Origin of the sequence: Legionella qingyii (genome assembly GCF_003990155.1) — a bacterium.
Taxonomy (GTDB): domain Bacteria; phylum Pseudomonadota; class Gammaproteobacteria; order Legionellales; family Legionellaceae; genus Legionella; species Legionella qingyii.
The window spans coordinates 105,833-127,620 of the sequence record NZ_RZGX01000012.1; the positions used below are offsets into that span (position 1 = coordinate 105,833).

Genomic DNA, 21,788 nt, shown 5'->3' on the forward strand with positions numbered 1-21,788 from the left:
AACAATAACCACAATACTCTCAGGTTATGCGTAATAGCGGCCAAAACGATTTTCCAGCACCGCAGACAAATGGAATTTTTCTTGTAGAACTAATCCCTTATATTCATTTTCTTGTCCGAGCACCAAATCAACTACTGAGCAAACACCAGAAGCGGTACTTATTTGAATTGCTGACCATTCCAGGCCACAAATTTCTTCCGGATAAATCTTCTTCACATAATTTTTTTCTGTCAGCTCACCTCGTTTCATTCCTTCAACAGAAACATAAACAATCACCAGATCTTGGTAAGTTTTAGGAATCGCATTTTCCAGAATACGTTTTAACGTAGGCCTATCTTGGTTTAATCGCAAGTCATTCATTAATAAACGCATCTTTGAGCAATGGCCAGGATAACGCATTGTTTTATAATTCATGGTTTGTACTTTGCCAGCGTGCATCTCGGCCAAACTTCCTAGTCCGCCAGAGGTATTAAACGCTTCATACTCGCACCCGTCGATTTGAATGGTTTCTAATCCTTCTAAAGGTGCCAAGGTTACTGCTTTTCCATATTTAATTGCATAACATGGATTGCCATACTCATTGATTACTCCATCAGTGGACCAGGTTAATGAATATTGCAGTGCGTTGTTTGCATTTTGTGGAAGAGCTCCTACACGTAATTTCACATGATGACACTCTTCAAACTCCTGCATGAGGCTATTTGCAGCAATGCTTATAAATCCAGGAGCTAATCCGCATTGAGGAACAAACGCCGTTTCTGCATCAAGCGCTATCGCTTTTACTGCTTCGGTAACGGCTGTATCTTCCGTAAGATCAAAGTAATGTGCTTTGGCAGCTTTTGCAGCTTCAGCAACATAAGTATTTAAAAAATATGGAAGACTAGAAATAACAGCCACGATATCATTCTTTTCCATATATGCTTGAGTTGACTGTTTATCTTGAACATCTAATGCGACTGTTTTAATTTTGGGTACTGCTTCCAACAGTCTTTTAACATCCGATCCATTAAAATCAATATCAACTAAATGGATCTGGTAAGAACCGCTTTCTGATAATAAACAAGCGATTAAGCTACCAATTTTCCCTGCACCAGTAATCATTACATTATACATTTAATCCCTCTCCCATTATAAAACGCAATCATCCTACACAAAATCTTGGGAGTTGAATAGTATTCCCTAAACTATATCCAAACAAATAACAATTTTTAAGAATCGTGTTATTTCATTTTTTGATGCATAATGTTTAAAAAGGACTATAGTAAAAAAATCTTGAATTCTCAAAGGGAGTTGTCATGAATAAATCAAAAAGGAAGTCTCCAAAATCCAACCATAAAACTCAAGACTCCTTATTAACCGAATCAGAAAAAACTGACTATGAAGGACTGAATTTCGATAAACTATTCCACACTACAATCAGCCAATTTTGCAACTGGTTATCACCAGGAGCGCTGATGATGTCTTTTGCAGACTGGCTAATTTATTTGCTTTTTTCTCCGGCACAACGAATTGATTTAAACAAAAATGCACTCAAAAAACTGGGGCAGTTACTATTATACATTCAACAACAAAGCCAGGGTAAATGCGAACCTTGTATCGAAGTCCGCCAAACCGATCATCGTTTCAAAAATGAATCTTGGTCTCAATTTCCATTCAATATATACAGTCAATCTTTTTTATTAACTGAAGAATGGTGGGATAATGCAACAACTCAACTTCGAGGAGTTTCCAAGCATCATGAGAATATTGTTAATTTTGTAACACGCCAAATTTTGGACATTTTTGCTCCGTCGAATATTCCCGGAATGAATCCAGAAATCATTGCTACCGCAATAAATGAACAGGGCATGAATTTTATCAAAGGATGGAATAATTTTATTGATGACATCAACCGATATCTGAATAACAAACCGCCAGCAGGTAGTGAGCAATATAAGGTAGGAACGAACTTAGCAGTAACACCTGGTAAAGTTATTTATAGAAATCATTTAATAGAACTTATCCAATATGAACCAACAACAGCAACAGTTCATCCTGAACCGATCTTAATCATTCCAGCTTGGATTATGAAGTACTACATACTCGATCTATCGCCTAATAACTCCATGGTGAAATTTTTAGTGGATAGAGGACACACTGTATTTATGATTTCCTGGAAAAATCCAACCTCTGAAGATAGAGACTTAGATTTTTCCGATTACGCAATACATGGAGTGATGGATGCATTAAAAGCAATTAATCAAATTATTCCGGAAGAAAAAATTCATACGGTTGGTTATTGTATCGGAGGCACTTTATTAACTATGGTTGCTGCAAAAATGGCAGCTAGTAATGACGACCGATTAAAAACGATGACTTTGTTTGCAGCACAAACCGATTTTCAGGATGCGGGCGAACTGCAATTATTTATTGATGAAAACCAACTCACTTACATTGAAGATATCATGTGGGAAAAAGGTTATTTGGAAGGTTCGCAGATGGCTGGTGCGTTTAGCATGTTAAGGTCAATAGATCTCATTTGGTCTCGTGTAGTTTATGATTATTTATTAGGTAAACGACAGAAAGTAAGTGACTTAATGGCATGGGATTACGATACTACTAGAATGCCGTACAAAATGCATAGCGAGTATCTACGTCGTTTGTTTTTAAATAATGACTTAGTTGAAGGACGTTTTAAAATTCTTAATGATAATATTAATCTTGCTGACATCACCGTGCCAATTTTTTCAGTAAGTACTATCAAAGATCATATAGCACCTTGGAAATCCGTTTATAAAATTCATTACTTCACAGATAGTGATATTACCTTTGTATTGACTAATGCAGGACATAACACAGGGATTATTAATGAACCGGGAAATCCTGGGCGCAGTTATCAAATGCTCACTCATAAATTAGATGATAAACATTTAGCACCTGAAGTTTGGTTAGAGAGAGCCCCGCATTTTAAAGATTCCTGGTGGCCAGCTTGGGAAAAATGGCTTAAAGAGCATTCCGGTACAAAAAAGAAACCACCAGCTCTAGGTAATCCTCAAAAGGATTTAAGACCGATTTGTGATGCACCTGGAACTTATGTTCTGAAAAAATAATAGAGTAAATTCTAGCTGGGTTAAAGCGAGGCGGAAACCAGAAAATATATGCTACATTACCCCTGGTTTCTGCTCCGTTTCCGCCAAGCTACAACAGGTGACAAGATTAAAATATTCCACTAATTCTTGACCTGAATAACGGACTCAATTATCTTATCATTTTATAATTTTTTAACAGCCATGAAGCAAACTGCTTTAGCCAATTCTATTCCATTAAATTCTTCAATGCATCTTGGCTATGTTAAATATTTCTTTGTATTTATAGCAGGCCTGCTTGCGCCTTTTGGTTTTGCCCCATTTCATATACCAGGATTGACCTTATTAAGTTTGGCATTTCTCTATTCGAGCCTGCAAAATTGCTCCATAAAGCAAGGCTTTTATCTAGGTTTTCTTTATGGAACCGGCTATTTCGGTTTTGGAGTTTCCTGGGTCATAGTCAGTATTCATGACTATGGGCAGCTCAATTATTTCTTTGCAGGGTTAGTAACTTTAATTTTCATTACATATCTTTCACTCTTCCCTGCCCTGGTTGCTTATCTGTATAAATCACTTGAACTAAACAATCGAAAACTGCTGTCCTTAACTCTATTCTGCGTTTTATGGTGTTTAAGTGAATATTGTCGTGCTACTTTATTTACCGGATTTCCCTGGTTACTAGTAGGTACCATCCTCATTGATACCCCAATTAAATACATCGCGCCTATTTTAGGCGTCTATGGACTAAGTTTGGTATGCACCTTTATTTCTACATTACTCACTTTAGCTGTTTCACAAAATTCTCAAAAACGTTATCACTATCTAATCGTAATTGTATTAATTATTATAAGTCCAATGTTGTGCAAAAATATTTCATGGTCTCATATCAAAAAAGAACCCGTGAGTATTGGCGCTATACAAGCGAATTTATCAATGCGCGATAAATGGGATGAAACTTTATTTTGGAATTTATTAAAGTACTATGAGAATGCAATTAATAAGCTCTTGGGAAAACAATTAATTATTTTGCCGGAGTCAGCCATACCACTTCCTGCAAGTTATTTGGATAAATATTTGCAAAAATTGAACAATAAGGCACTGAAAGCCAACAGCGCACTTATGGTAGGCATTTTACAGCCAACAGATGATAACGAAACGAATTATTACAATTCAGTAATTACGCTTGGGCAAGCTAAAGGAAAAAAACTTAAGCGTCAACTTGTTCCCTTCGGAGAGTACATTCCCAAACCCCTTGTTGCAATTAATCATTGGCTGAATTTACCCGAACCCAATTTATTACCAGGAAGAAGAAAACAGTCTCTAATTCGCATTGAAAATCATCCAATAGCAAGTCTTATTTGTTATGAGATTGCCTATCCGAACATTTTACGTGAACAAATGCCCAAAGCCCAATGGATCGTTTCAATTAGCGATAATGGCTGGTTTGGACACTCATTGGCTAGTTATCAACAATTACAAATGGCTCAAATACTTTCTTTGCTTACCGGTCGATATCAAGTAGTCGTCAATAACGATGGCTTATCGTCAGTAATTGATTCAAATGGGGATATAGTAGAAAGTCTTCCTCCATTTAGCTCAGGACTACTACAAAGTAATATATTTCCAGCAGAAGGTTTTACTCCTTGGATTATTTGGCATGAGTATCCATCTCTAATTTTTTGTTCAGTTTTTCTTATTTTTATACTATTTATTCAACTTCGTCGCTTATTCCAGCAATAATCTATTGCTGGCAGAGACAAGAGGAGTTATCCTTAGCGATTTAGAGTCACTTAAAAATTCGGACTATGGATAATACCTATATACCACAAGAAGTTGAGGAACAAGCTCAACAGTATTGGCATAAAAAACAATCATTTAATGTTTCAGAAGATTTAAACAGAGAGAAATTTTATTGCTTATCCATGTTCCCCTACCCGAGTGGAACATTGCACATGGGGCATGTTCGTAACTACACTATTGGCGACGTTATTGCTCGTTATCAGCGTGCATTGGGTAAAAATGTTCTGCAACCGATAGGATGGGATGCATTTGGTTTACCTGCTGAAAATGCAGCCATCAAAAATGGAATCCCCCCTGCTGAATGGACTAAAAAAAACATAGAGTCCATGAAAAAGCAGTTTTTACGTCTTGGGAATGCCTATGATTGGCGACGTGAAATTTGTACTTGCACACCTGAATATTATCGATGGGAACAATGGTTTTTTATTCGTCTATTTGAAAAAGGTTTAGTTTACAAGAAAAACGCTGTAGTAAATTGGGATCCAGTAGATCAAACCGTTTTAGCCAATGAACAAGTTGTTGATGGACGCGGTTGGCGATCGGGTGCACTTGTCGAGCGAAAAGAAATTTCACAATGGTTTATTAAAATTACAGCTTATGCTGATGAACTGCTCAGCTCTCTTGATACATTGGATGAATGGCCTGCACAAGTAAAACAAATGCAGCGCAATTGGATAGGTCGCTCCACTGGGACAGAGATTCATTTTAACGTCACTAATTATCCTAAACGCCTAAAAATCTATACTACTCGTCCTGATACTTTAATGGGTGCAACCTATCTTGCAGTCGCAACAGATCACCCTATCGCCAAAGAGGCAGCAACAACTCGTAAAGAAGTCAAAGAGTTCATCGATAGCTGCCAGGGCACTAAAATGGCTGAAGCAGAACTTGCTACCATGGAAAAACGAGGTGTGGACACAGGTATGACCGCAATCCATCCCATAACTGGTGAAGAACTACCAATATGGGTGGCAAATTTTGTACTCATGCAATACGGTTCTGGCGCAGTAATGTCAGTTCCAGCACATGATCAAAGAGATTGGGAATTTGCACAAAAATATCAATTACCTATAAAAGAAGTCATACATCCTACAAATGGAACAAAACATGATCTAAGCAAATCTGCTTATACTGGGGAAGGAACATTGATTCATTCTGGTCAGTTTGATGGATTAAGCTCTTCTCAGGCAGTTGAGACCATAACTGCTTTCCTTGAGGAACATGATACAGGAAAAGCAACAATCAACTATAGATTGCGTGATTGGGGTGTATCAAGACAAAGATACTGGGGTACCCCTATTCCCATGATTTTATGCGAACAATGCGGTACCGTTCCAGTTCCAGATGAAGATCTTCCTGTTGTTTTACCAGAAAATGTAACATTTACAGGTACAGGCTCACCACTTGCTCAATGCCCAGAATTCGTGAATGTAAGTTGCCCCAAGTGCGGCCAAGATGCCTCTCGTGAAACAGATACTTTTGATACGTTTGTTGAATCGTCCTGGTATTATGCGCGTTTTGCATGTAAAGGCCAGGAAAATGCCATGCTTGATGACCGAGCGAAATATTGGACTCCTGTAGATCAATATGTTGGTGGTATTGAACATGCTGTGATGCATTTACTTTATGCTCGGTTTTTTCACAAGTTAATGCGAGATGAAGGCTTAGTTAATTCAGATGAACCATTTAAGGCGCTGTTAACTCAAGGAATGGTTTTAAAAGATGGGCATAAAATGTCTAAATCTGTGGGTAATGTCGTCGACCCCAACCATCTGATTGACACCTATGGTGCGGATACAGCACGTTTATTCGTTATGTTTGCTGCGCCTCCAGAGCAATCGTTGGAATGGTCAGATGCTGCTGTAGAAGGTGCGCATCGTTTTCTAAAACGAATTTGGACCTTTGCCTATCAGCATCAAAATATGTTTATTGAAGTCAATGATATCATTCTAAGTGGCAATGGACATGTTAATTGGCAGCAAGCAGAAAGCCGTTTAAAGAAATCACGCCATGTTGTGCATCAAATTCTCGCACAAGCAACTCATGATTATGATCGTAATCAATTCAATACCGTTGTTTCAGGTTGTATGAAGCTATTTAATGAACTATCCAGTTACTCCATAGAAACTGAAGAAGATAAGTTCTTTATTCATTCAAGCATGAGTATACTGTTGCGATTGCTGGCTCCTATAACGCCTCATATTACACATCATATATGGCAACAATTAGGTTTTGAAAAAGCAATTATTGATGCTAATTGGCCAAGAGTAGATAAAGGCGCCCTAAAAACCGATGAGGTAGATTACGTAGTTCAGGTTAATGGAAAACTGCGAGCTCAATTTACCGCTGGTGTGGATACAGCAGAAGAGCTATTAATTGCTACAGCAAAAGAACATGTAAAAGATTTTCTGGCCGATAAAACAGTCAAAAAAGCTATCGTTGTTGCACACAGGCAATTAATTAACTTGGTTGTTAGCTAATGAAATTCAATTACTCTGATATGTCTAATGTTCCGCATCGGCTTCATGGACAGCCTGCGGGACGGTCACAATATCAATTTGTGACGTTACGTTGTATGTTGCCTATGCTACTGATGTTGTTGCTTTCAGCTTGTGGCTTTCATCTACGTGGCATTAGTAATGTACCTAATTGGCTTAATAACGTAGCCATTATTTCTGAAAATAATGACAAACAGTTTGTCTCGATATTGCAATCCCGACTTGAGGGATCCAAAATTGATGTGAATCCTGATCCCGCTCAAGCCAAGTATTGGCTTATTATTGACGAAGTGAATTTAAATCAACAAATTATCAGTATTGGTGCAAGTACAAATCCTAGACAGTATACGATAACATTGACTGTATCATTCGTATTGAAAGCTCGCTCAGGTCAAATTTCAGATACACCAGAACAAATAAATGTTTCTAGAGAGCTTACACTAAATAATGACCGAATTTTAGGTTCTAAAGATGAAGAAAGCATTTTAATTGGAGAAATGAAGCAAGATGCGGTAACCCAAATAATTTATCGACTTAGCCATCTACAAAAACCTCCACTTAGCTAAGAAAGGGAGTGTCTTGAGTAAGGAAAAAGCTACACGTACACATTACACACTCAAGTTAAAATGATCATGCAAATCAGACAACAAATGCTTGCCCAGCAAATACAAAAAAAGATTGCACCGCTCTATATGATTATCGGGCAAGATAATTACTTGTTGGAAGATTCGTTAGCTACCATAAAATCAACCATTAAAAAGAATTATAATTGTGATGAAAAAATTATATCCATTCAGTCAGCAGAAGATTGGAATGGAGTCAAAGAAGAGGCAAACAGTTATTCTTTATTTTCGGAGATTGTATTTTTAAATATTTTTTATGATAAGAAGTCAATTGATGCCACCGGAAAGAAAATTTTAACTGAATACCTCAACTCGATTAATTCACGTTGCTTTATCGCTATTAGAGCACCCAATGTACCCGCAAAACAATTGCAATGGTTATCTTCTCACGAACATGTCGTGCTTATCCTGGCTTATCCACTTAATTCAGAAGCAGTAAAAAGCTGGATAGCCATGCAGTTAAAGAAAAACTCTATGAATTATGATCCTCAGGTTCCCGATTTAATTCATCAATACACTCAGGGAAATATGTTAGCTTGTTCCCAAGTCATTGAAAAAATTGCCTTGTCCAGTATCCCCAATTGCAAAATTGAGACACAACATGTACTGGAACACTTATCCGATCAATGTGACCATGATCTATTTGAATTAGTAGATGCTTGCTTGCTTGGTCAAGGTGACAAAGCAATTCAGATTTTACGACATGCCGCCAATAACAAAACAGAGGCAACTTTAGTCTTATGGTTACTAAGCCAAGAAATAAGATTAATCATGCAGCTGACTTATTTAATAGAACAAAAAATTGATATTCAAAGTGCTTGCAGCCAATTAAAGATTTGGCCTCAACGCATCAATCTCTATAAGGCATGTTGTAATCGCCTCAATAAAACCATGTTGCAACAGCTCCATCGATACTGCTATTTAATCGATGAACGAATTAAATCCACCAACCAATCTACTCAGGTATGGAGCTCCCTCGAAAACACTACTCTTTCACTTTGTTTAGGTAAATTAATAGGTGATACATGCATAGCATAGCTATTTTTGGTGGTACATTTGATCCCATACATAATGGCCACTTGCAAGCCAGTATCACCATACAGAACTATTTTAAATTTGATTCCTATATTTTTCTCCCTTGCAAAATACCAACTATAAAACCACCATCTCTGGCTAATAATGCTCAAAGAATAGAGATGATAAACCTGGCAATAAAAGATATACCAGACTTTAAGCTTGATTTACGCGAGATAAAACGTGATACCCCATCATATATGGTTGAAACTTTGCTGAGTTTCAGGTTGGAATATCCTAATGCATCCATAACATTAATTATCGGGCATGATGCTTTTCTATCATTACCTCATTGGTATCAATGGGAGAAAATCATTACGCTGGCTAATTTGTTAGTCATCAATAGAGTTGAGTTTGCTGATCAGCCTACCCCAGAGATCATGCGAAAATTTTTGAAAAAACATCAAAGTAAAAGCAAAAAGGAACTTCTGAGGACTCAAGCTGGAATCGTTTTTCTATTTGATGCAGGTCATTATGAAATTTCTTCTACTTCTATTCGGGAAGAAATAAAAAAGGGAGCTGAAGTTAAAAACAAGCTCCCCTACGCAATCTATGAATACATCAAGTCTCAGGAATTATATCGATAAGTTTAAATGACTCGTTTACTGATACAGTCTGTTTTGCTTTATTAATTAGTCCAGGTAAATATCCAGAAACCCAACTGATAACAGGTAACAGCTGATTATAAACTCTAGAACTTTGAACATATTGCTGATAAGGAATAGAAGTCATACTGAGCACTGCGAAAATAAGCGATAGAATAAAAACACCACGAGCAAAGCCAAAACCACCGCCTAAAACTTTGTCCATAGCACCTAGGCCACTTCCCTTTAAAAACAGACCTAATATTGCATTAGCGATACCGCCAGCGATTAAAACGCCAAGCACAACACCAATAAAGCCAATTATTGAAAGAATTGATTGATCTTGTATATAAGGTTGCAGCCAAGGATTCAGACTGTTTGAATAGTTGTACCCGGCCCAAACAGCTAAGATCCATACTCCTAAAGCAATAAACTCTTTAATGAACCCTCTTAATAAGCCAGTAATAGTGGATAAACCAATAACGATTATTAAAATTATATCAACCCATTGAAATTGCATGATTAGCTAACTCCGGTATTGACTATGAAACCATTCAACTGCATGGCGCTTGCTAATTGAACTTTTAATTTCATTACATCATTTTTAACAGGTGAGTGTCCGGCATAAACTTTATAAATCGAACCTTGTCTTCCAGTAATTTTGACGTAATTTGCCTTATACCCCTTGCTACGTAATTTACTTACCAAAGCTTGAGCATTAGCCAATCGTGAAAAAGAAGCCAATTGAACAGCATAAATACTCTGTTTGCGCAATGAACCTCTGTTATTTGCTTGAGCAACTGTCGGTTTTTTAATCGTTGCAATATTTACTTTTGCAGCCGGTCTAACTGGTTTAGCTTGTATAGCTGGTTTAGCTGGTTTAGATACAGTTGCTACATTTATTTGTTTTTTAACAACATTTTTAGCAGCATTACTTAAAGCTAACTCAATTGGTTTAGCTACTTCGTCTACCTTAGGTACAGAAGTTGCTTTAGCAACAGAAACAGCTGCATCATCAGCTACTTGAATAGATTGAATGAAGTCTTCTTTACCAAGGTCTGATCCCTTATGCTCTGCAGCAGGAGGAATTTGAACCTTAGCCACTTTTATAGTTTCAAACATTTCCTTTTCATCAGTCATCACTACATTAGGGCTAGTTGGTTTAGGAGGTAACTGTACATTTACACTGAAATTATTTTCAAGGCGCTGGCTTGATTTTTTCATCATTGCGGGCAGAAAAATTGCTCCTAATGATAAAACAACAGCCACACCAACCAAACGATGTTTTAGCTTTTCATCAATTACTAATTTCATTGAATCTCCTATTAGCCATTACATGACTCACAGTAAAAAAAGACCCATAAACAACAATTAAGTCACCAGGTTTAGCTTGTTTCAACGCTGTTTCAAAAGCTATAAGCGGGCTATTATAACAAATTTCCACAGGAATTTCTGCATTCTTAAAGAATGTGAGCAATAAATCCTCACTAGCAGCACGTTTGTTATGCAATTGTGCCGGATACCAATGATCAATACAATCCTTTAATGGCATAATAAGCCCTAAAATATCTTTATCCTTCAATGCTGAAAATACAGCATGAACTTTTGCTTTTTTCATCGTGCGTAACGTATTTGCGAGCAATTTTGCCGATTGAGAATTATGAGATACATCAAATATAGTGCTCACTGTATCTTTATGCAATTGCAAGCGACCAGGAATAAAAATACGTTGCATAGCAATTTGAAAATGGTTATGCGTCACAGGTAAATAATGTGCCAGTAAAAGACAAGCAGTAATTGCAGCAGCCGCTGATTTTAGCTGAATAGAAGGTTTCGGTAGCCCATAAATTGAAGAAAGCTTAAGCTGATTGTTGTAATGGAGATTCCAGGTAGAATCTTGCTCTTGAATTGAAAATTCTTGTCCCCAAAAATAAGTAGGAACAACAAGTTGTTTTGCTGTATCTGTGACTGACGTGGGGGGATGGACATCCGCGTAAATAAACGGTTTACCGGAACGAAGGATGCCCGCTTTCTCATATCCAATTGCTTCAAGCGTATTACCCAGGTAATCCTGATGGTCAAAATCTATGGTAGTAATAATGGATAGTTCTGCATCAACGATGTTCGTAGCATCTAAACGCCCCCCTAACCCAACTTCTAGAATAATGACGTCCAATTGCATTTTTCTGAAATGCCACAATGCTGCCAAGGTAGTCATTTCAAAATAAGTTAATATGGTTTCTCCTCGAATTTCTTCAATAATACTAAAGGCCTGACACAAGTCCTCATCAGAAATAGGAGTTAGATTGACGCGAATGCGTTCGTTAAAATGCATAAGATGTGGTGACGTATAAGCACCTACTTTATATCCGGCAACATGATAAATTGTTTCAAGGGCAGTAACTGTTGATCCTTTTCCATTAGTACCACCTACAGTAATAACGGGGCAACCTGGAAGTTGCAGAGATAATTTTTTTGCAACTTCCATAATACGTGTTAAGCCAAGCTGTATTTCATGAGTAGTTCTAGTTTCCAAATCGTGTAGCCACTCATCAACGGACCTCTTTCGAAACGCTACCATAGATAAAGATTACTCCATTGTTACAGTATTCAGACTCTCATATGACATTGCACATACTTCAGTCGTGTATCCTCGCACTTCTCTCTATAGCATGCTTCGTGGACGGTTTAATACGAGACTGCTTTGGCAATTGAATCCCCTGCTCCCTTGCGTGTCAATTTAGATATCAACTCAGAAACAACTGGACGGATATCTTTTCGTTCCAGAATCATGTCAATATGGCCATGTTCTAACAAAAACTCACTCCGTTGAAATCCCTCGGGTAAGGTCTGCCTTACAGTTTGCTCAATAACTCTTGGACCAGCAAAGCCAATTAAGGCATTAGGTTCAGCAATAATCACATCACCAAGACTTGCAAAACTCGCAGAAACTCCACCCATAGTCGGATCAGTCAGAACCACTATAAAAGGCAAACCGATTTCAGCAAACTGGGCAAGAGCGGCTGACGTCTTTGCCATTTGCATTAAGGAAAAAAGTCCTTCTTGCATACGTGCGCCACCGCTGGCAGTAAAACAAATATATGGTCTTTGCTCTTTTGTCGCTACTTCAATTGCACGAACAAATTTCTCTCCGACAGTAGCGCCCATGGAACCACCCATAAAATTGAACTCAAAGGAGCCAACAACTACAGGTTGTTGTAATAACGTCCCTTTTACAATGATCAAAGCTTCTTTCTCGCCAGTTGCTTTTTGAGCTTGCACGATTCTGTCTTTATATTTTTTTGAATCTCTAAACTTTAATCGATCTTGGGGCTCTAGTGATGCAGCAATTTCTTCCTGGCCTCCCTCATCAAGAAATTGCTTAATTCGGACTCGTGCAGATATTCTGTGGTGAAAGTTACAGGATGGACAAACCATTAAATTTCTTTCTAATTCTGTACTATAAAGAACTTCATTACACCCTGAACATTTCAGCCATAAACCTTCGGGAACTCCTTTTTTTTGAGAAGAGTCCGTACTGACTCGTGAAGGTAATAGTTTTTTAAACCAACTCATAATTGGAACCTAAGATTATAAAATCATAATATTATACACAGAAAAAAATATTCTTAAATGCACATTGACTTGGATCGAGATTTTTCTCAGAACCCGAGGTGGAACACTATTTCAAAATCCAGCCCCGAATTTCTCTAGGATGCACCCAGGCTTGTATCTTGAATCTGTAAGTATTGCATTTCTCATTTTGGCAATAAGAAACCACAATTTAGGTCCTTCAGCATGAAAAAACAAATTGAACAAAAAATACAACACTCTCATTTTAATAAATAAATTCTCTCTTTTTTTGAAAAATAGCATGCATAAACCTAAAGTTTTTCGTAGTGCGTCCGATAACTTTTATGCGTACGGTAAATTCGCCATTAAAAAGGAATTTACCAATTTACAAATGTCCCAAACCAGGGATTTAGGTCTGAGGAGACTATAACTATGGCTCAAATTATTAATACCAACGTACCGTCGCTAGTTGCTCAACGTAACTTGTCCAAATCAAGTAACGCTATGGCTACTGCGATTCAAAGGTTATCATCTGGTTTAAAAATTAATAGTGCTAAAGATGATGCTGCAGGATTAGCAATTGCAACAAATATGACATCTCAAATTCGCGGTATGGATCAAGCTGTAAAAAATGCTAATGATGGTATTTCACTGGCACAAGTTGCTGAAGGTGCGATGCAAGAATCGACGAATCTTTTACAACGTATGAGAGAGTTGGCGCTTCAATCTGCGAACGGAACCTACAGCCAAGGCAACCGTCAATCATTACAAAATGAAGTAAATAATCTTCTAAGTGAAATGGACCATATTGCTTTAAGTACGCAATTTAATGGTCAAAGCATTTTGAATGGATCTTATACCAATGCTTCTCTTCAAATTGGTTCAAATGCTGGTGAAACTCTTTCGTTTTCGATAAACAGTATTGCATCTTCGACAATAGGTAGCATTGCTTATCAACAAGGTAGCACAGTAACAGGTAATGCTGCTGCTGATATTACTGTTGCTCTTGGTACCAGCTCAGCAATCAGCATTAGCTCTTCTGCAAACTATGTAGGCACAGCAACCGGCCAAGACAGTTCATCTGCATATGCCAAAGCGGCAGCGATTAATGCAGCAGGTGTTCCTGGTTTAACAGTAACGGCATCAACTAGTGGTAGTGCAACTGTTGGAGCTATCGGTGGAACCGCAGCTGATACTTATAACTTGAACATTAATGGTGTTGATATATTTACCAACCAGGACGTATCCACTGCAATGACCAATACCGACCTTCTGGATGCAATCAATGCGGTAAGTAGTCAAACCGGAGTAGTGGCTTCACTAAATGGTGGTAGCATGACTTTAACTGCGGCCGATGGAAGAAACATTGCAGTAACTGAAAGTGGTACCGGATTTACTGCTGGTACTGATGGACTCACAGTTGCAGCCGGTTCATTTGCTTCTACCTTACGTGGAAAGCTCACCATGAGTGCGGCTCAAACCATTACTTTGGGTGGAACTGTAGCTGATATTGGCTTATCAAGCACAATCAGCCTGGATACCAATGGGGTCAATAGCATTGACATTACAACTCAATCTGGTGCAGAACAAGCTATACTGAGAATTAGCTCTGCTTTAGATAGCGTTACCAATAACAGAGCTGCATTAGGTGCTTTGCAAAACCGACTTGATGCTACGGTAGCTAACCTGCAAAACGTATCTGATAATATGTCTGCTGCGCGCAGCCGTATTCAAGATACTGATTATGCAGCAGAAATGGCGAGTTTAACTAAAAACCAAATCCTGCAACAAGCAGGAACAGCAATGTTGGCCCAAGCAAATGCAATGCCACAATCTGTTCTTTCCTTGTTAGGATAGTTGTAAAGGTAAAAAACCGAAATGCGGCGCTTGCCGCTTTTCGGCTTATTTATGTCCCAATGATTAAGGGTACCAATCAAGGGAAAGGAGTTAAAAAATGACTATGGAATCGATACCTCCAGCAAACAATAAATTGCTACAAACAGATTCAGTCAAACTAAATGATAAAAACATTAAACCTGTGACAAAATGCGCCACATCAGCTTTGAATCTAGATATAGATACAAAGCAAGCCATAGATCACACCACCGGCCTTTTGCAAACTATAGTCACCGAAAAAATCTCAGACAAAATAATCCGCAAAATACCCTCCGACGAGTATTTGCATTTACTAAACTTGCTTGATGGGATTATTAGTGGTTCTATAGACAAACATGTTTAATGCAATTTATGGATAAAACGTAATTTCATTGAAATTACGAGAACAAATAAGGGAATATTATGGGCCTATCAACTCCAGGCATTGGGTCAGGTTTGGATATTAAAGCAATGGTCGAAAGCATGGTGAAAGCCGATCTCATGCCTCTACAATTGCGACATGATAAAAAGCTTAACTCCGTTACTACCGAATTATCTGCTTTTGGGCAACTAAAAAGTGCCATGTCCAGCTTTCAAACAACACTCGATTCCCTATCTCATGCCAGTGAGTTTAATAAAATGAATTGCTTGCTCAGCGAAACTGGATATGTTTCTGCTTCTCTTACCGGACAAGCAATTGAAGGCCTATATCAAATTAAAGTGAACCAATTGGCCCAGTCACAAAGCCTTGTAAGTAACTACTTCACTAGCAACAGTTCTTCAATAGGTAGTGGTAGCATCACTATAAATTTTGGTACATACAGTAATAATAATTCAACGTTTACACAAAATACTGATGTGTCTCCAGTAACAATTAACATCAATTCAGGAAATGACAGCCTTACTGCAGTTTGCGATGCAATTAATGCTGCAAATGCTGGTGTTACAGCATCAATTGTACAAGACAGCATCGGTTCAAGATTGACCCTCACCTCATCGCAAACAGGTGAAAAATACGCAATGCAAATTACAGGTAGTCTAGCTGCTTTGAATTATGATCCCACAACGAATAATGCCTCACTAACTCAAACTATGGCTGCTCAAAACAGCCAAGTGCAAATTAATGGCTTGCTTCTGAGTGAAAGTAATAATCAATTTAAAAATGCGATTACTGGAGTCACTCTCGACTTACAACAGGCCGATCCTGCAACTACAGTCACCCTAACAGTAAAAAAGGATGTAGAACATCTAAAAGGTTTAATTAATGATTTCGTCAAAAAATACAATGATTTTCTTAATTTCATCACCACTTTAACTGGTTTCGATATGGAAACTAGAAAAAGAGGTGTTTTGCAAGGCGACGATAAGTTAAGGGCATTAAAAACAAACTTATATAACCTGGCCACTAACCCATTAACTACTGTTGGCTCAATTAAAAGTCTTGCTGACTTGGGGATTACCAGCGATAAACATGGATTATTAGAAATTGATCCCGAATTGTTTGACGATGCGATTAATAATAATTATCAAGATATCAGCAATTTATTTGCAAAAAAAATAACTGCCACTGATCCAAATATTAAAATTAACTCCGTTGATACTGAAGTTGCTGCAGGAGCATATAACGTTATTTTAAACGAATATACTCCTGGAGTGAGTATGGCTGGTAGCATAGGAGGCATTTTAGCCACCTCAACAGATGGAATTACTCTAAATGGCACTGGTGACTTTAATACATTATCGATTGATGTAATTTCAGGACTCGTTGGGAATCGAGGGCAAATTATTGTCAGTGATGGATTAGCCTCAATGATTGATAGTTATTTAGAGTCACTGGTGGATGAAGATGGCGAAATTGCTGAAAGAATCGATCGTTTAAATACTCAAGCAAAACAATTGGACGAAATGCAAGAGCGCATAAACGAGCGCAGCATCACTCTTGAACAAAGATACTATAGACAATGGAATGCCGTAGATCTCTTAATCTCACAGATGCAAAACACCAGCAATACGCTTACTCAAATTTTGTCGAATCTACCGAAATTCAAAACCAAATGATTGGAGTATTATTGATGAAAAATTCTTATCAACAAGTTATAAATCAATATAAGACTATTGAATTAAGAACTCGTATTGATGCAGCCTCACCCCATGAACTAATCAATTTGTTATTACAAGGGGCAAGAACTCATATTGCCACAGCCCAAGGCAATATTGATCGAAGTGAAATTCAAGAAAAAGGAGAACATATTAGTAAAGCACTAAGTATTATCGAAGGCTTAAAAACCAGTTTAAATCATGAACAAGGCGGCGACATAGCAAAGAACTTACTCCAAATATACATGCATATTGAATATTTGCTGTTAAAGGCCAATCTTAATAATGACAAGGAACTATTAGCTCAGTCCAATTCATTGCTGGCACAAGTGCATGAAGCTTGGCAAAAAGTTTCTCCAAACCATTCAGAATCAGATGCGTCAGCTTCCTCCTAATATTATTGACCTATAATCTAGCGAGAAGCATGTTGGAGTCAACGCCTTGAATGCACTTTCATTGTGCTCAAGGCTACAATTTTTATATTTTCAACTGAGCCCAGTTGGGTTTAATTCTTTTGATTTTTCATTACGAACCAATTGTTCAAAAACCTCCTGGGGCGTTGTTATTGATTATCAATTTGCTCCACCTTGATGACAGGGTCATCAACATCATATCGTTCCGCCAATATCGGCAATGCAAACTAGAGATGAATTTTACTGAATTTCTTGATTGCAGGCATCGAAAAACTCTCTTAAAAGCATAGACATAAAAATCTTTCTTCAATTATGTTCATAGCGCCAAACGCCATCCCAATGAGCAGGCGATGTGTTTTCTAAAATTCGACAGCGTTCAATATATACTGAGGCCAATTGATCTCCTGGGTAGGCAGGAGTAAGCCTCATAAAAGCTTTGATACTTTTTTCCCAAAGGCCTTTTTGATATAGGGAAAATGCTTCAGTAAATTCTTCTTTGTGTTGCTTAAGATTTTCAAGATCTTGAGCAGTGATTAGTTCATAAATCGCGATGCTTTTCCGTTTACCTCGTACAGCAACCTTATCTAATAAGCGAAAAGGGAATTTTTCAGATACGTGGGTGAACGTATCATGGCTCACAATAATTTGAGTATAATAATTTTTATTAATTGATTCCAAGCGGCTTGCTAAATTCACTGAATCACCTAAGGCCGTATAACTAAGTCTGTCTTCAGAGCCTACATTACCAATAATGGCCTCACCGGTGTGAATACCAATTCGGATATTAAATTCAGGAAACTCTTCTCTCTTATGCTTTTGATTTAACTTTTTAATACGTTCTTGCATCGCTCTGGCTGTTTCACAAGCATGAAATACATGTTGTTCATCTTTTACAGGAGCATTCCAAATGGCCATAACTGCATCACCAATGTATTTATCAAGTGTACCTTCATGTTGAATCACTACTTCAGTCATACACTGAAAATAATCAGATAAATAAGTCATCAATTTTTGAGGAGAAGTTGATTCTGAAATTGTTGCAAAATTCTGGATATCAGAAAATAAAATGGTAGTTATTTGATTTTGGCCGCCAACCTCGGCGACTTTTCTAGTACGCACTAATTTTTTGACTAAAGAACGAGGAACATAACGCTGAAAAGAGGTTAAACTTGAGCGTAAGGTAAATAACGCTCGATCCAAATAACTCACTTCTTTAATCATAGTTTTTAGCAATGGCCTTGAGCCAAGATTAAACATCCTGATTTTTTTTGCCTCTTCAGCTAATTGAATGATAGGAGTTGATATTCGCTGTGAGACGATACGAACTAACATTACGCCAATAAATAAAACGAAGATAGTTAAAAGGATATAACCTTTGCTTAACTTTTGAAGAGGTGCTATCGCATCATATTCAGGGGTAATGATGATAATATGCCAAGGTCCAGCCCCCGATTTATTGAATATCGGTTGGTATGAGTAAAAATATCTTTGATGTTCATACACATAAGAGTTTTTTATTGGATGAAAATCATTAACTCTTAGTAAATCTGATGGAATATCAAGCTTCTTTATCAAATCAGGATCTAATTTTTTTCCCCGAATGTCCTCGTGACGTCGGGGATCACGAAAAGCGATGATGTTTGAATCATTATTAATGACATAAATCATCGTGTTTTTCGTCAATTCCAGTTCGTTGATAAATTGTTGTAGCCCATTGATTGTTAGTGCAATTGCAACAACCCCTTTTAGCTTTTTATTTTTATCGTATATTGGAGCAGCAACAGTGACACCAGGCTTTTTACCGAACAGATAAAATTTATATGCATTAGTCCATATAGGTTTTCCATTTTGTACAACTTCTTGGTACCAAGGACGACTTCTTGGATCATAGCGACCGGTAATCGATTCTTTTTTAACTATTTTCCCTTGTTTATCCAACTCATAATGAATATTAGCAAAAGGTGGTTTGGAGTTAACTATGTGGATTAATTGAAGTCCTATTTTTCCTTCTCTATTTATATTAAAAAAATCACCATTCGCTGCACCATAATGAATCATAAACATTTCGGGGTTATATCGGATTGTTTCAAAAAGAAATTGCCCAAATAACTTCTGATTATCTGGGTCAATAATATCATTACCAATCGCATCTCTTATTTCAATTAAACTATGGTTTAAAGGGTCTAAATAGACATGAAATCGTTCTTTAACCAGCAAAGATGTTTTTGCAATTAAATCCTTTGCACTATTGTTGAGAACTTTATTGAACGCCAGATAATTAATACCAATGATAGTAAAACCTACCAGACTTAACAAAAAAATAAATAAGGTAATAATACTAGTGCGTATGCTAACTTTAAAATTACTAGCCATAATTTTTCAACATGTTAATTAGAGTCTATTGACATTTCATTTAATTCCACCTAAATCCTGCACTTTATGAGTGGAAACGATACAGAGTCACACTAAAATGTACCTATTTTTAAATCGGCCTTTACTGGTTTTCGCGCATAAAGCACGCAACGTACGCTAATGAAGAAATTGTCAACAGACCCTAGAAAATTAGGAGGCATCTCGATGATTATAGACTATCTCATATATTGATTTTTTATGTTGCTTCCTTGTAAATTGAGCTCTATTTACTCTAGGCATCTTGCCCTATCTTTGCTGGCGACTGAGGCTTTTTTTCGATTAAAGAAATTAAAGCACCTAGAAAGATTCTATCCTAAATTTAACTGAATATTCCATGAAAAAGTAACGAGAGAACATTTTATCTTAATCGAAGTGGCATCACCTATTTGATTGGATTCATCCTTGAGCCAACAAGATGTAAATTAATAATCTGCTTAAAGCGCAGCATTTCAAGCTTACTCTTGGTATCATGTAAGGGAATCGTATTTATTTTAAACTTTTTTAAGTGTTTACCTCATTGTTCATCTCGCCATTCCAGCTAAGGCCATTAGCTATTTTTTCATAGCACCACAAGTACACCATCTTCATGAGTTATGAAAAACTCAGGTTATAAATGCACAATAAAACAACTCTTTAACCAAGCAATAAGTTATAAAAATTATAGGTTAATTAAGTTAATAATATAGAGCTTATATAATTTTAAAGTTATTTTTTAAAGTGTCGCTATAGAGAGTACAACAGCTTAAATTGAGATCATTTATGAAACTTATGATATCAATGACAGTCTCTATATACTTATTGACAATGAGTCAGCTCGCTCTCGGCCATACGCGATACGGTGAAACTCTATGTAATTCACCAGATTACTTTTGCATGAAAGTTAAAAATGGCGAAAGTTGGGATAATTTGTTTCCTAATGCTGAAGAGCGAGACATGGTGCGACGAATTAATCGTATGAATGTCTCATTACGCCCAGGAATGACTATTGCTGTCCCCAAAAACATCGATCGCTTGACAATCTATGATGTTTCACCCTTCCCTAGATATATTGACTCCGAAGGAGAAAAAACAATTTATGTAAGTCAAAAAAAATTAGCGTGGGCTGCATACGATCAAGATGGTGAACTACTCTGGTGGGGGCCTATTTCATCAGGAATAGGAAAGTGCACTGGTGTTATTGGGGGGTGTAGTACACCAACAGGTTCTTTTCGAGTAATTCGAAAACAAGATATAGACTGTGTTTCCACTGTATTCCCGAGAAGAGCTGATGGTAATGATGGTGGCGCTCTAATGCCCTATTGCATGCATTTTTTCAGAGGCTATGCACTGCATGGCAGTTATGAAGTACCCGGATACAGAGCAAGTCACGGTTGTGTCAGGATGTTTATTGAGGATGCCCGCTGGCTTAATGAAGAATTTATTGACCTGCCGGGTGATGGTATGAAAGGTACTCGCGTAGTGATTGATCCGGCTGATTACTCAAATGAGTAGTAGACAATTTATGTACAATCTGTTAATATTTTATATGGTGAAATTTATACGTTTGTGTGATAACGTTGACCGTTGACTTTGCGATATAAAAAAACTGCATTACAAGTGATGTAGGGTTTTGGCAACCTAACCCTATGAGGCTTTTCCCAGTTTTATTCACAATACATACTTCGCATACTCACAAAATGAAATTTTAGAGTGCGCCAGAGTAAGGAAGAAGCGCAGGTTGAGAAAATTAAATACGAGCATCTTTTTGCGATTGAAGAATGCCTTAGATGATTGG

Annotated in this window: 17 protein-coding genes; 11 read left to right on the plus strand and 6 right to left on the minus strand. The window is 37.3% G+C overall.

Features of this window, described 5'->3' with window-relative positions:
- Positions 1-24 precede the first annotated feature (24 nt).
- Complete coding sequence (locus ELY20_RS10270; protein WP_110142191.1) at positions 25-1,113, minus strand: saccharopine dehydrogenase family protein; 1,089 nt, start codon at positions 1,111-1,113, stop codon at positions 25-27.
- A 182-nt stretch (positions 1,114-1,295) separates the two neighbouring features.
- Between ELY20_RS10270 and ELY20_RS10275 the strand changes: the two genes are divergently transcribed.
- From ELY20_RS10275 to nadD, 6 genes are all read left to right on the plus strand, one after another.
- The gene (locus ELY20_RS10275) at positions 1,296-3,089 is read left to right on the plus strand and encodes a PHA/PHB synthase family protein (protein ID WP_110142192.1); all 1,794 of its coding nucleotides are present in this window, start codon (positions 1,296-1,298) and stop codon (positions 3,087-3,089) included.
- A gap of 180 nt (positions 3,090-3,269) precedes the next feature.
- Entirely contained in the window at positions 3,270-4,805 is a 1,536-nt protein-coding gene (gene lnt, locus ELY20_RS10280; RefSeq protein WP_110142193.1) for an apolipoprotein N-acyltransferase, read from the plus strand.
- A gap of 65 nt (positions 4,806-4,870) precedes the next feature.
- On the plus strand, positions 4,871-7,345 hold the full coding sequence (gene leuS, locus ELY20_RS10285; protein ID WP_110142194.1) for a leucine--tRNA ligase: 2,475 nt from the start codon (positions 4,871-4,873) through the stop codon (positions 7,343-7,345).
- Positions 7,345-7,929: an LPS-assembly lipoprotein LptE gene (locus tag ELY20_RS10290; protein ID WP_110142195.1), complete on the plus strand. Its 585-nt coding sequence runs from the start codon at positions 7,345-7,347 to the stop codon at positions 7,927-7,929. Before leuS ends, ELY20_RS10290 begins: the two co-directional genes overlap by 1 nt.
- A gap of 66 nt (positions 7,930-7,995) precedes the next feature.
- A complete protein-coding gene (gene holA, locus ELY20_RS10295) occupies positions 7,996-9,024 on the plus strand; it encodes a DNA polymerase III subunit delta (RefSeq protein WP_110142216.1) in 1,029 nt (342 codons plus the stop codon).
- Positions 9,012-9,647 carry a nicotinate-nucleotide adenylyltransferase gene (gene nadD, locus ELY20_RS10300; protein ID WP_110142196.1) on the plus strand — a complete coding sequence of 212 codons (636 nt, stop codon included), beginning with the start codon at positions 9,012-9,014 and terminating at the stop codon, positions 9,645-9,647. The genes holA and nadD overlap by 13 nt, the downstream gene beginning before the upstream one ends.
- Here the strand turns inward: nadD and ELY20_RS10305 are convergent.
- From ELY20_RS10305 to accD, 4 genes are all read right to left on the minus strand, one after another.
- On the minus strand, positions 9,622-10,164 hold the full coding sequence (locus ELY20_RS10305; RefSeq protein WP_110142197.1) for a CvpA family protein: 543 nt from the start codon (positions 10,162-10,164) through the stop codon (positions 9,622-9,624). The two genes, nadD and ELY20_RS10305, sit on opposite strands and share 26 nt — an antisense overlap.
- 2 nt (positions 10,165-10,166) lie before the next feature.
- Complete coding sequence (locus tag ELY20_RS10310; RefSeq protein WP_110142198.1) at positions 10,167-10,958, minus strand: SPOR domain-containing protein; 792 nt, start codon at positions 10,956-10,958, stop codon at positions 10,167-10,169.
- Complete coding sequence (gene folC / locus ELY20_RS10315) at positions 10,942-12,225, minus strand: bifunctional tetrahydrofolate synthase/dihydrofolate synthase (protein ID WP_110142199.1); 1,284 nt, start codon at positions 12,223-12,225, stop codon at positions 10,942-10,944. The genes ELY20_RS10310 and folC overlap by 17 nt, the downstream gene beginning before the upstream one ends.
- A gap of 107 nt (positions 12,226-12,332) precedes the next feature.
- A complete protein-coding gene (gene accD / locus ELY20_RS10320) occupies positions 12,333-13,220 on the minus strand; it encodes an acetyl-CoA carboxylase, carboxyltransferase subunit beta (RefSeq protein WP_110142200.1) in 888 nt (295 codons plus the stop codon).
- A 429-nt stretch (positions 13,221-13,649) separates the two neighbouring features.
- On the opposite strand from accD, the gene ELY20_RS10325 reads away from it, so the two are divergent.
- From ELY20_RS10325 to fliS, 4 genes are all read left to right on the plus strand, one after another.
- On the plus strand, positions 13,650-15,074 hold the full coding sequence (locus tag ELY20_RS10325; RefSeq protein WP_110142202.1) for a flagellin N-terminal helical domain-containing protein: 1,425 nt from the start codon (positions 13,650-13,652) through the stop codon (positions 15,072-15,074).
- A gap of 97 nt (positions 15,075-15,171) precedes the next feature.
- Entirely contained in the window at positions 15,172-15,456 is a 285-nt protein-coding gene (locus tag ELY20_RS10330; RefSeq protein WP_110142203.1) for a hypothetical protein, read from the plus strand.
- A gap of 59 nt (positions 15,457-15,515) precedes the next feature.
- Positions 15,516-17,150, plus strand: coding sequence for a flagellar filament capping protein FliD (gene fliD / locus ELY20_RS10335; protein ID WP_110142204.1), 1,635 nt, complete (start codon positions 15,516-15,518; stop codon positions 17,148-17,150).
- 14 nt (positions 17,151-17,164) lie between these two features.
- Positions 17,165-17,584, plus strand: a complete 420-nt coding sequence (gene fliS / locus ELY20_RS10340; RefSeq protein WP_110142205.1) for a flagellar export chaperone FliS — start codon at positions 17,165-17,167, stop codon at positions 17,582-17,584.
- Between the two features lie 324 nt (positions 17,585-17,908).
- Here fliS and ELY20_RS10345 read toward each other — a convergent pair whose 3' ends face one another.
- The gene (locus ELY20_RS10345; protein WP_110142206.1) at positions 17,909-19,975 is read right to left on the minus strand and encodes an adenylate/guanylate cyclase domain-containing protein; all 2,067 of its coding nucleotides are present in this window, start codon (positions 19,973-19,975) and stop codon (positions 17,909-17,911) included.
- 798 nt (positions 19,976-20,773) lie between these two features.
- Between ELY20_RS10345 and ELY20_RS10350 the strand changes: the two genes are divergently transcribed.
- Positions 20,774-21,505 (plus strand): L,D-transpeptidase, encoded by a 732-nt coding sequence (locus ELY20_RS10350; RefSeq protein WP_110142207.1) that lies wholly within the window; start codon positions 20,774-20,776, stop codon positions 21,503-21,505.
- Positions 21,506-21,788: the final 283 nt, after the last annotated feature.

Coding starts and splice junctions, on each gene's coding strand:
- folC (WP_110142199.1), bottom strand. CDS start 12,225: ATGGTAGCGTTTCGAAAGAGGTCCGTTGATGAGTGGCTACACGATTTG.
- ELY20_RS10350 (WP_110142207.1), top strand. CDS start 20,774: ATGAAACTTATGATATCAATGACAGTCTCTATATACTTATTGACAATG.
- ELY20_RS10325 (WP_110142202.1), top strand. CDS start 13,650: ATGGCTCAAATTATTAATACCAACGTACCGTCGCTAGTTGCTCAACGT.
- ELY20_RS10345 (WP_110142206.1), bottom strand. CDS start 19,975: ATGGCTAGTAATTTTAAAGTTAGCATACGCACTAGTATTATTACCTTA.
- lnt (WP_110142193.1), top strand. CDS start 3,270: ATGAAGCAAACTGCTTTAGCCAATTCTATTCCATTAAATTCTTCAATG.
- holA (WP_110142216.1), top strand. CDS start 7,996: ATGCAAATCAGACAACAAATGCTTGCCCAGCAAATACAAAAAAAGATT.
- leuS (WP_110142194.1), top strand. CDS start 4,871: ATGGATAATACCTATATACCACAAGAAGTTGAGGAACAAGCTCAACAG.
- nadD (WP_110142196.1), top strand. CDS start 9,012: ATGCATAGCATAGCTATTTTTGGTGGTACATTTGATCCCATACATAAT.
- ELY20_RS10275 (WP_110142192.1), top strand. CDS start 1,296: ATGAATAAATCAAAAAGGAAGTCTCCAAAATCCAACCATAAAACTCAA.
- fliD (WP_110142204.1), top strand. CDS start 15,516: ATGGGCCTATCAACTCCAGGCATTGGGTCAGGTTTGGATATTAAAGCA.
- ELY20_RS10310 (WP_110142198.1), bottom strand. CDS start 10,958: ATGAAATTAGTAATTGATGAAAAGCTAAAACATCGTTTGGTTGGTGTG.
- fliS (WP_110142205.1), top strand. CDS start 17,165: ATGAAAAATTCTTATCAACAAGTTATAAATCAATATAAGACTATTGAA.
- ELY20_RS10290 (WP_110142195.1), top strand. CDS start 7,345: ATGAAATTCAATTACTCTGATATGTCTAATGTTCCGCATCGGCTTCAT.
- accD (WP_110142200.1), bottom strand. CDS start 13,220: ATGAGTTGGTTTAAAAAACTATTACCTTCACGAGTCAGTACGGACTCT.
- ELY20_RS10330 (WP_110142203.1), top strand. CDS start 15,172: ATGACTATGGAATCGATACCTCCAGCAAACAATAAATTGCTACAAACA.
- ELY20_RS10270 (WP_110142191.1), bottom strand. CDS start 1,113: ATGTATAATGTAATGATTACTGGTGCAGGGAAAATTGGTAGCTTAATC.
- ELY20_RS10305 (WP_110142197.1), bottom strand. CDS start 10,164: ATGCAATTTCAATGGGTTGATATAATTTTAATAATCGTTATTGGTTTA.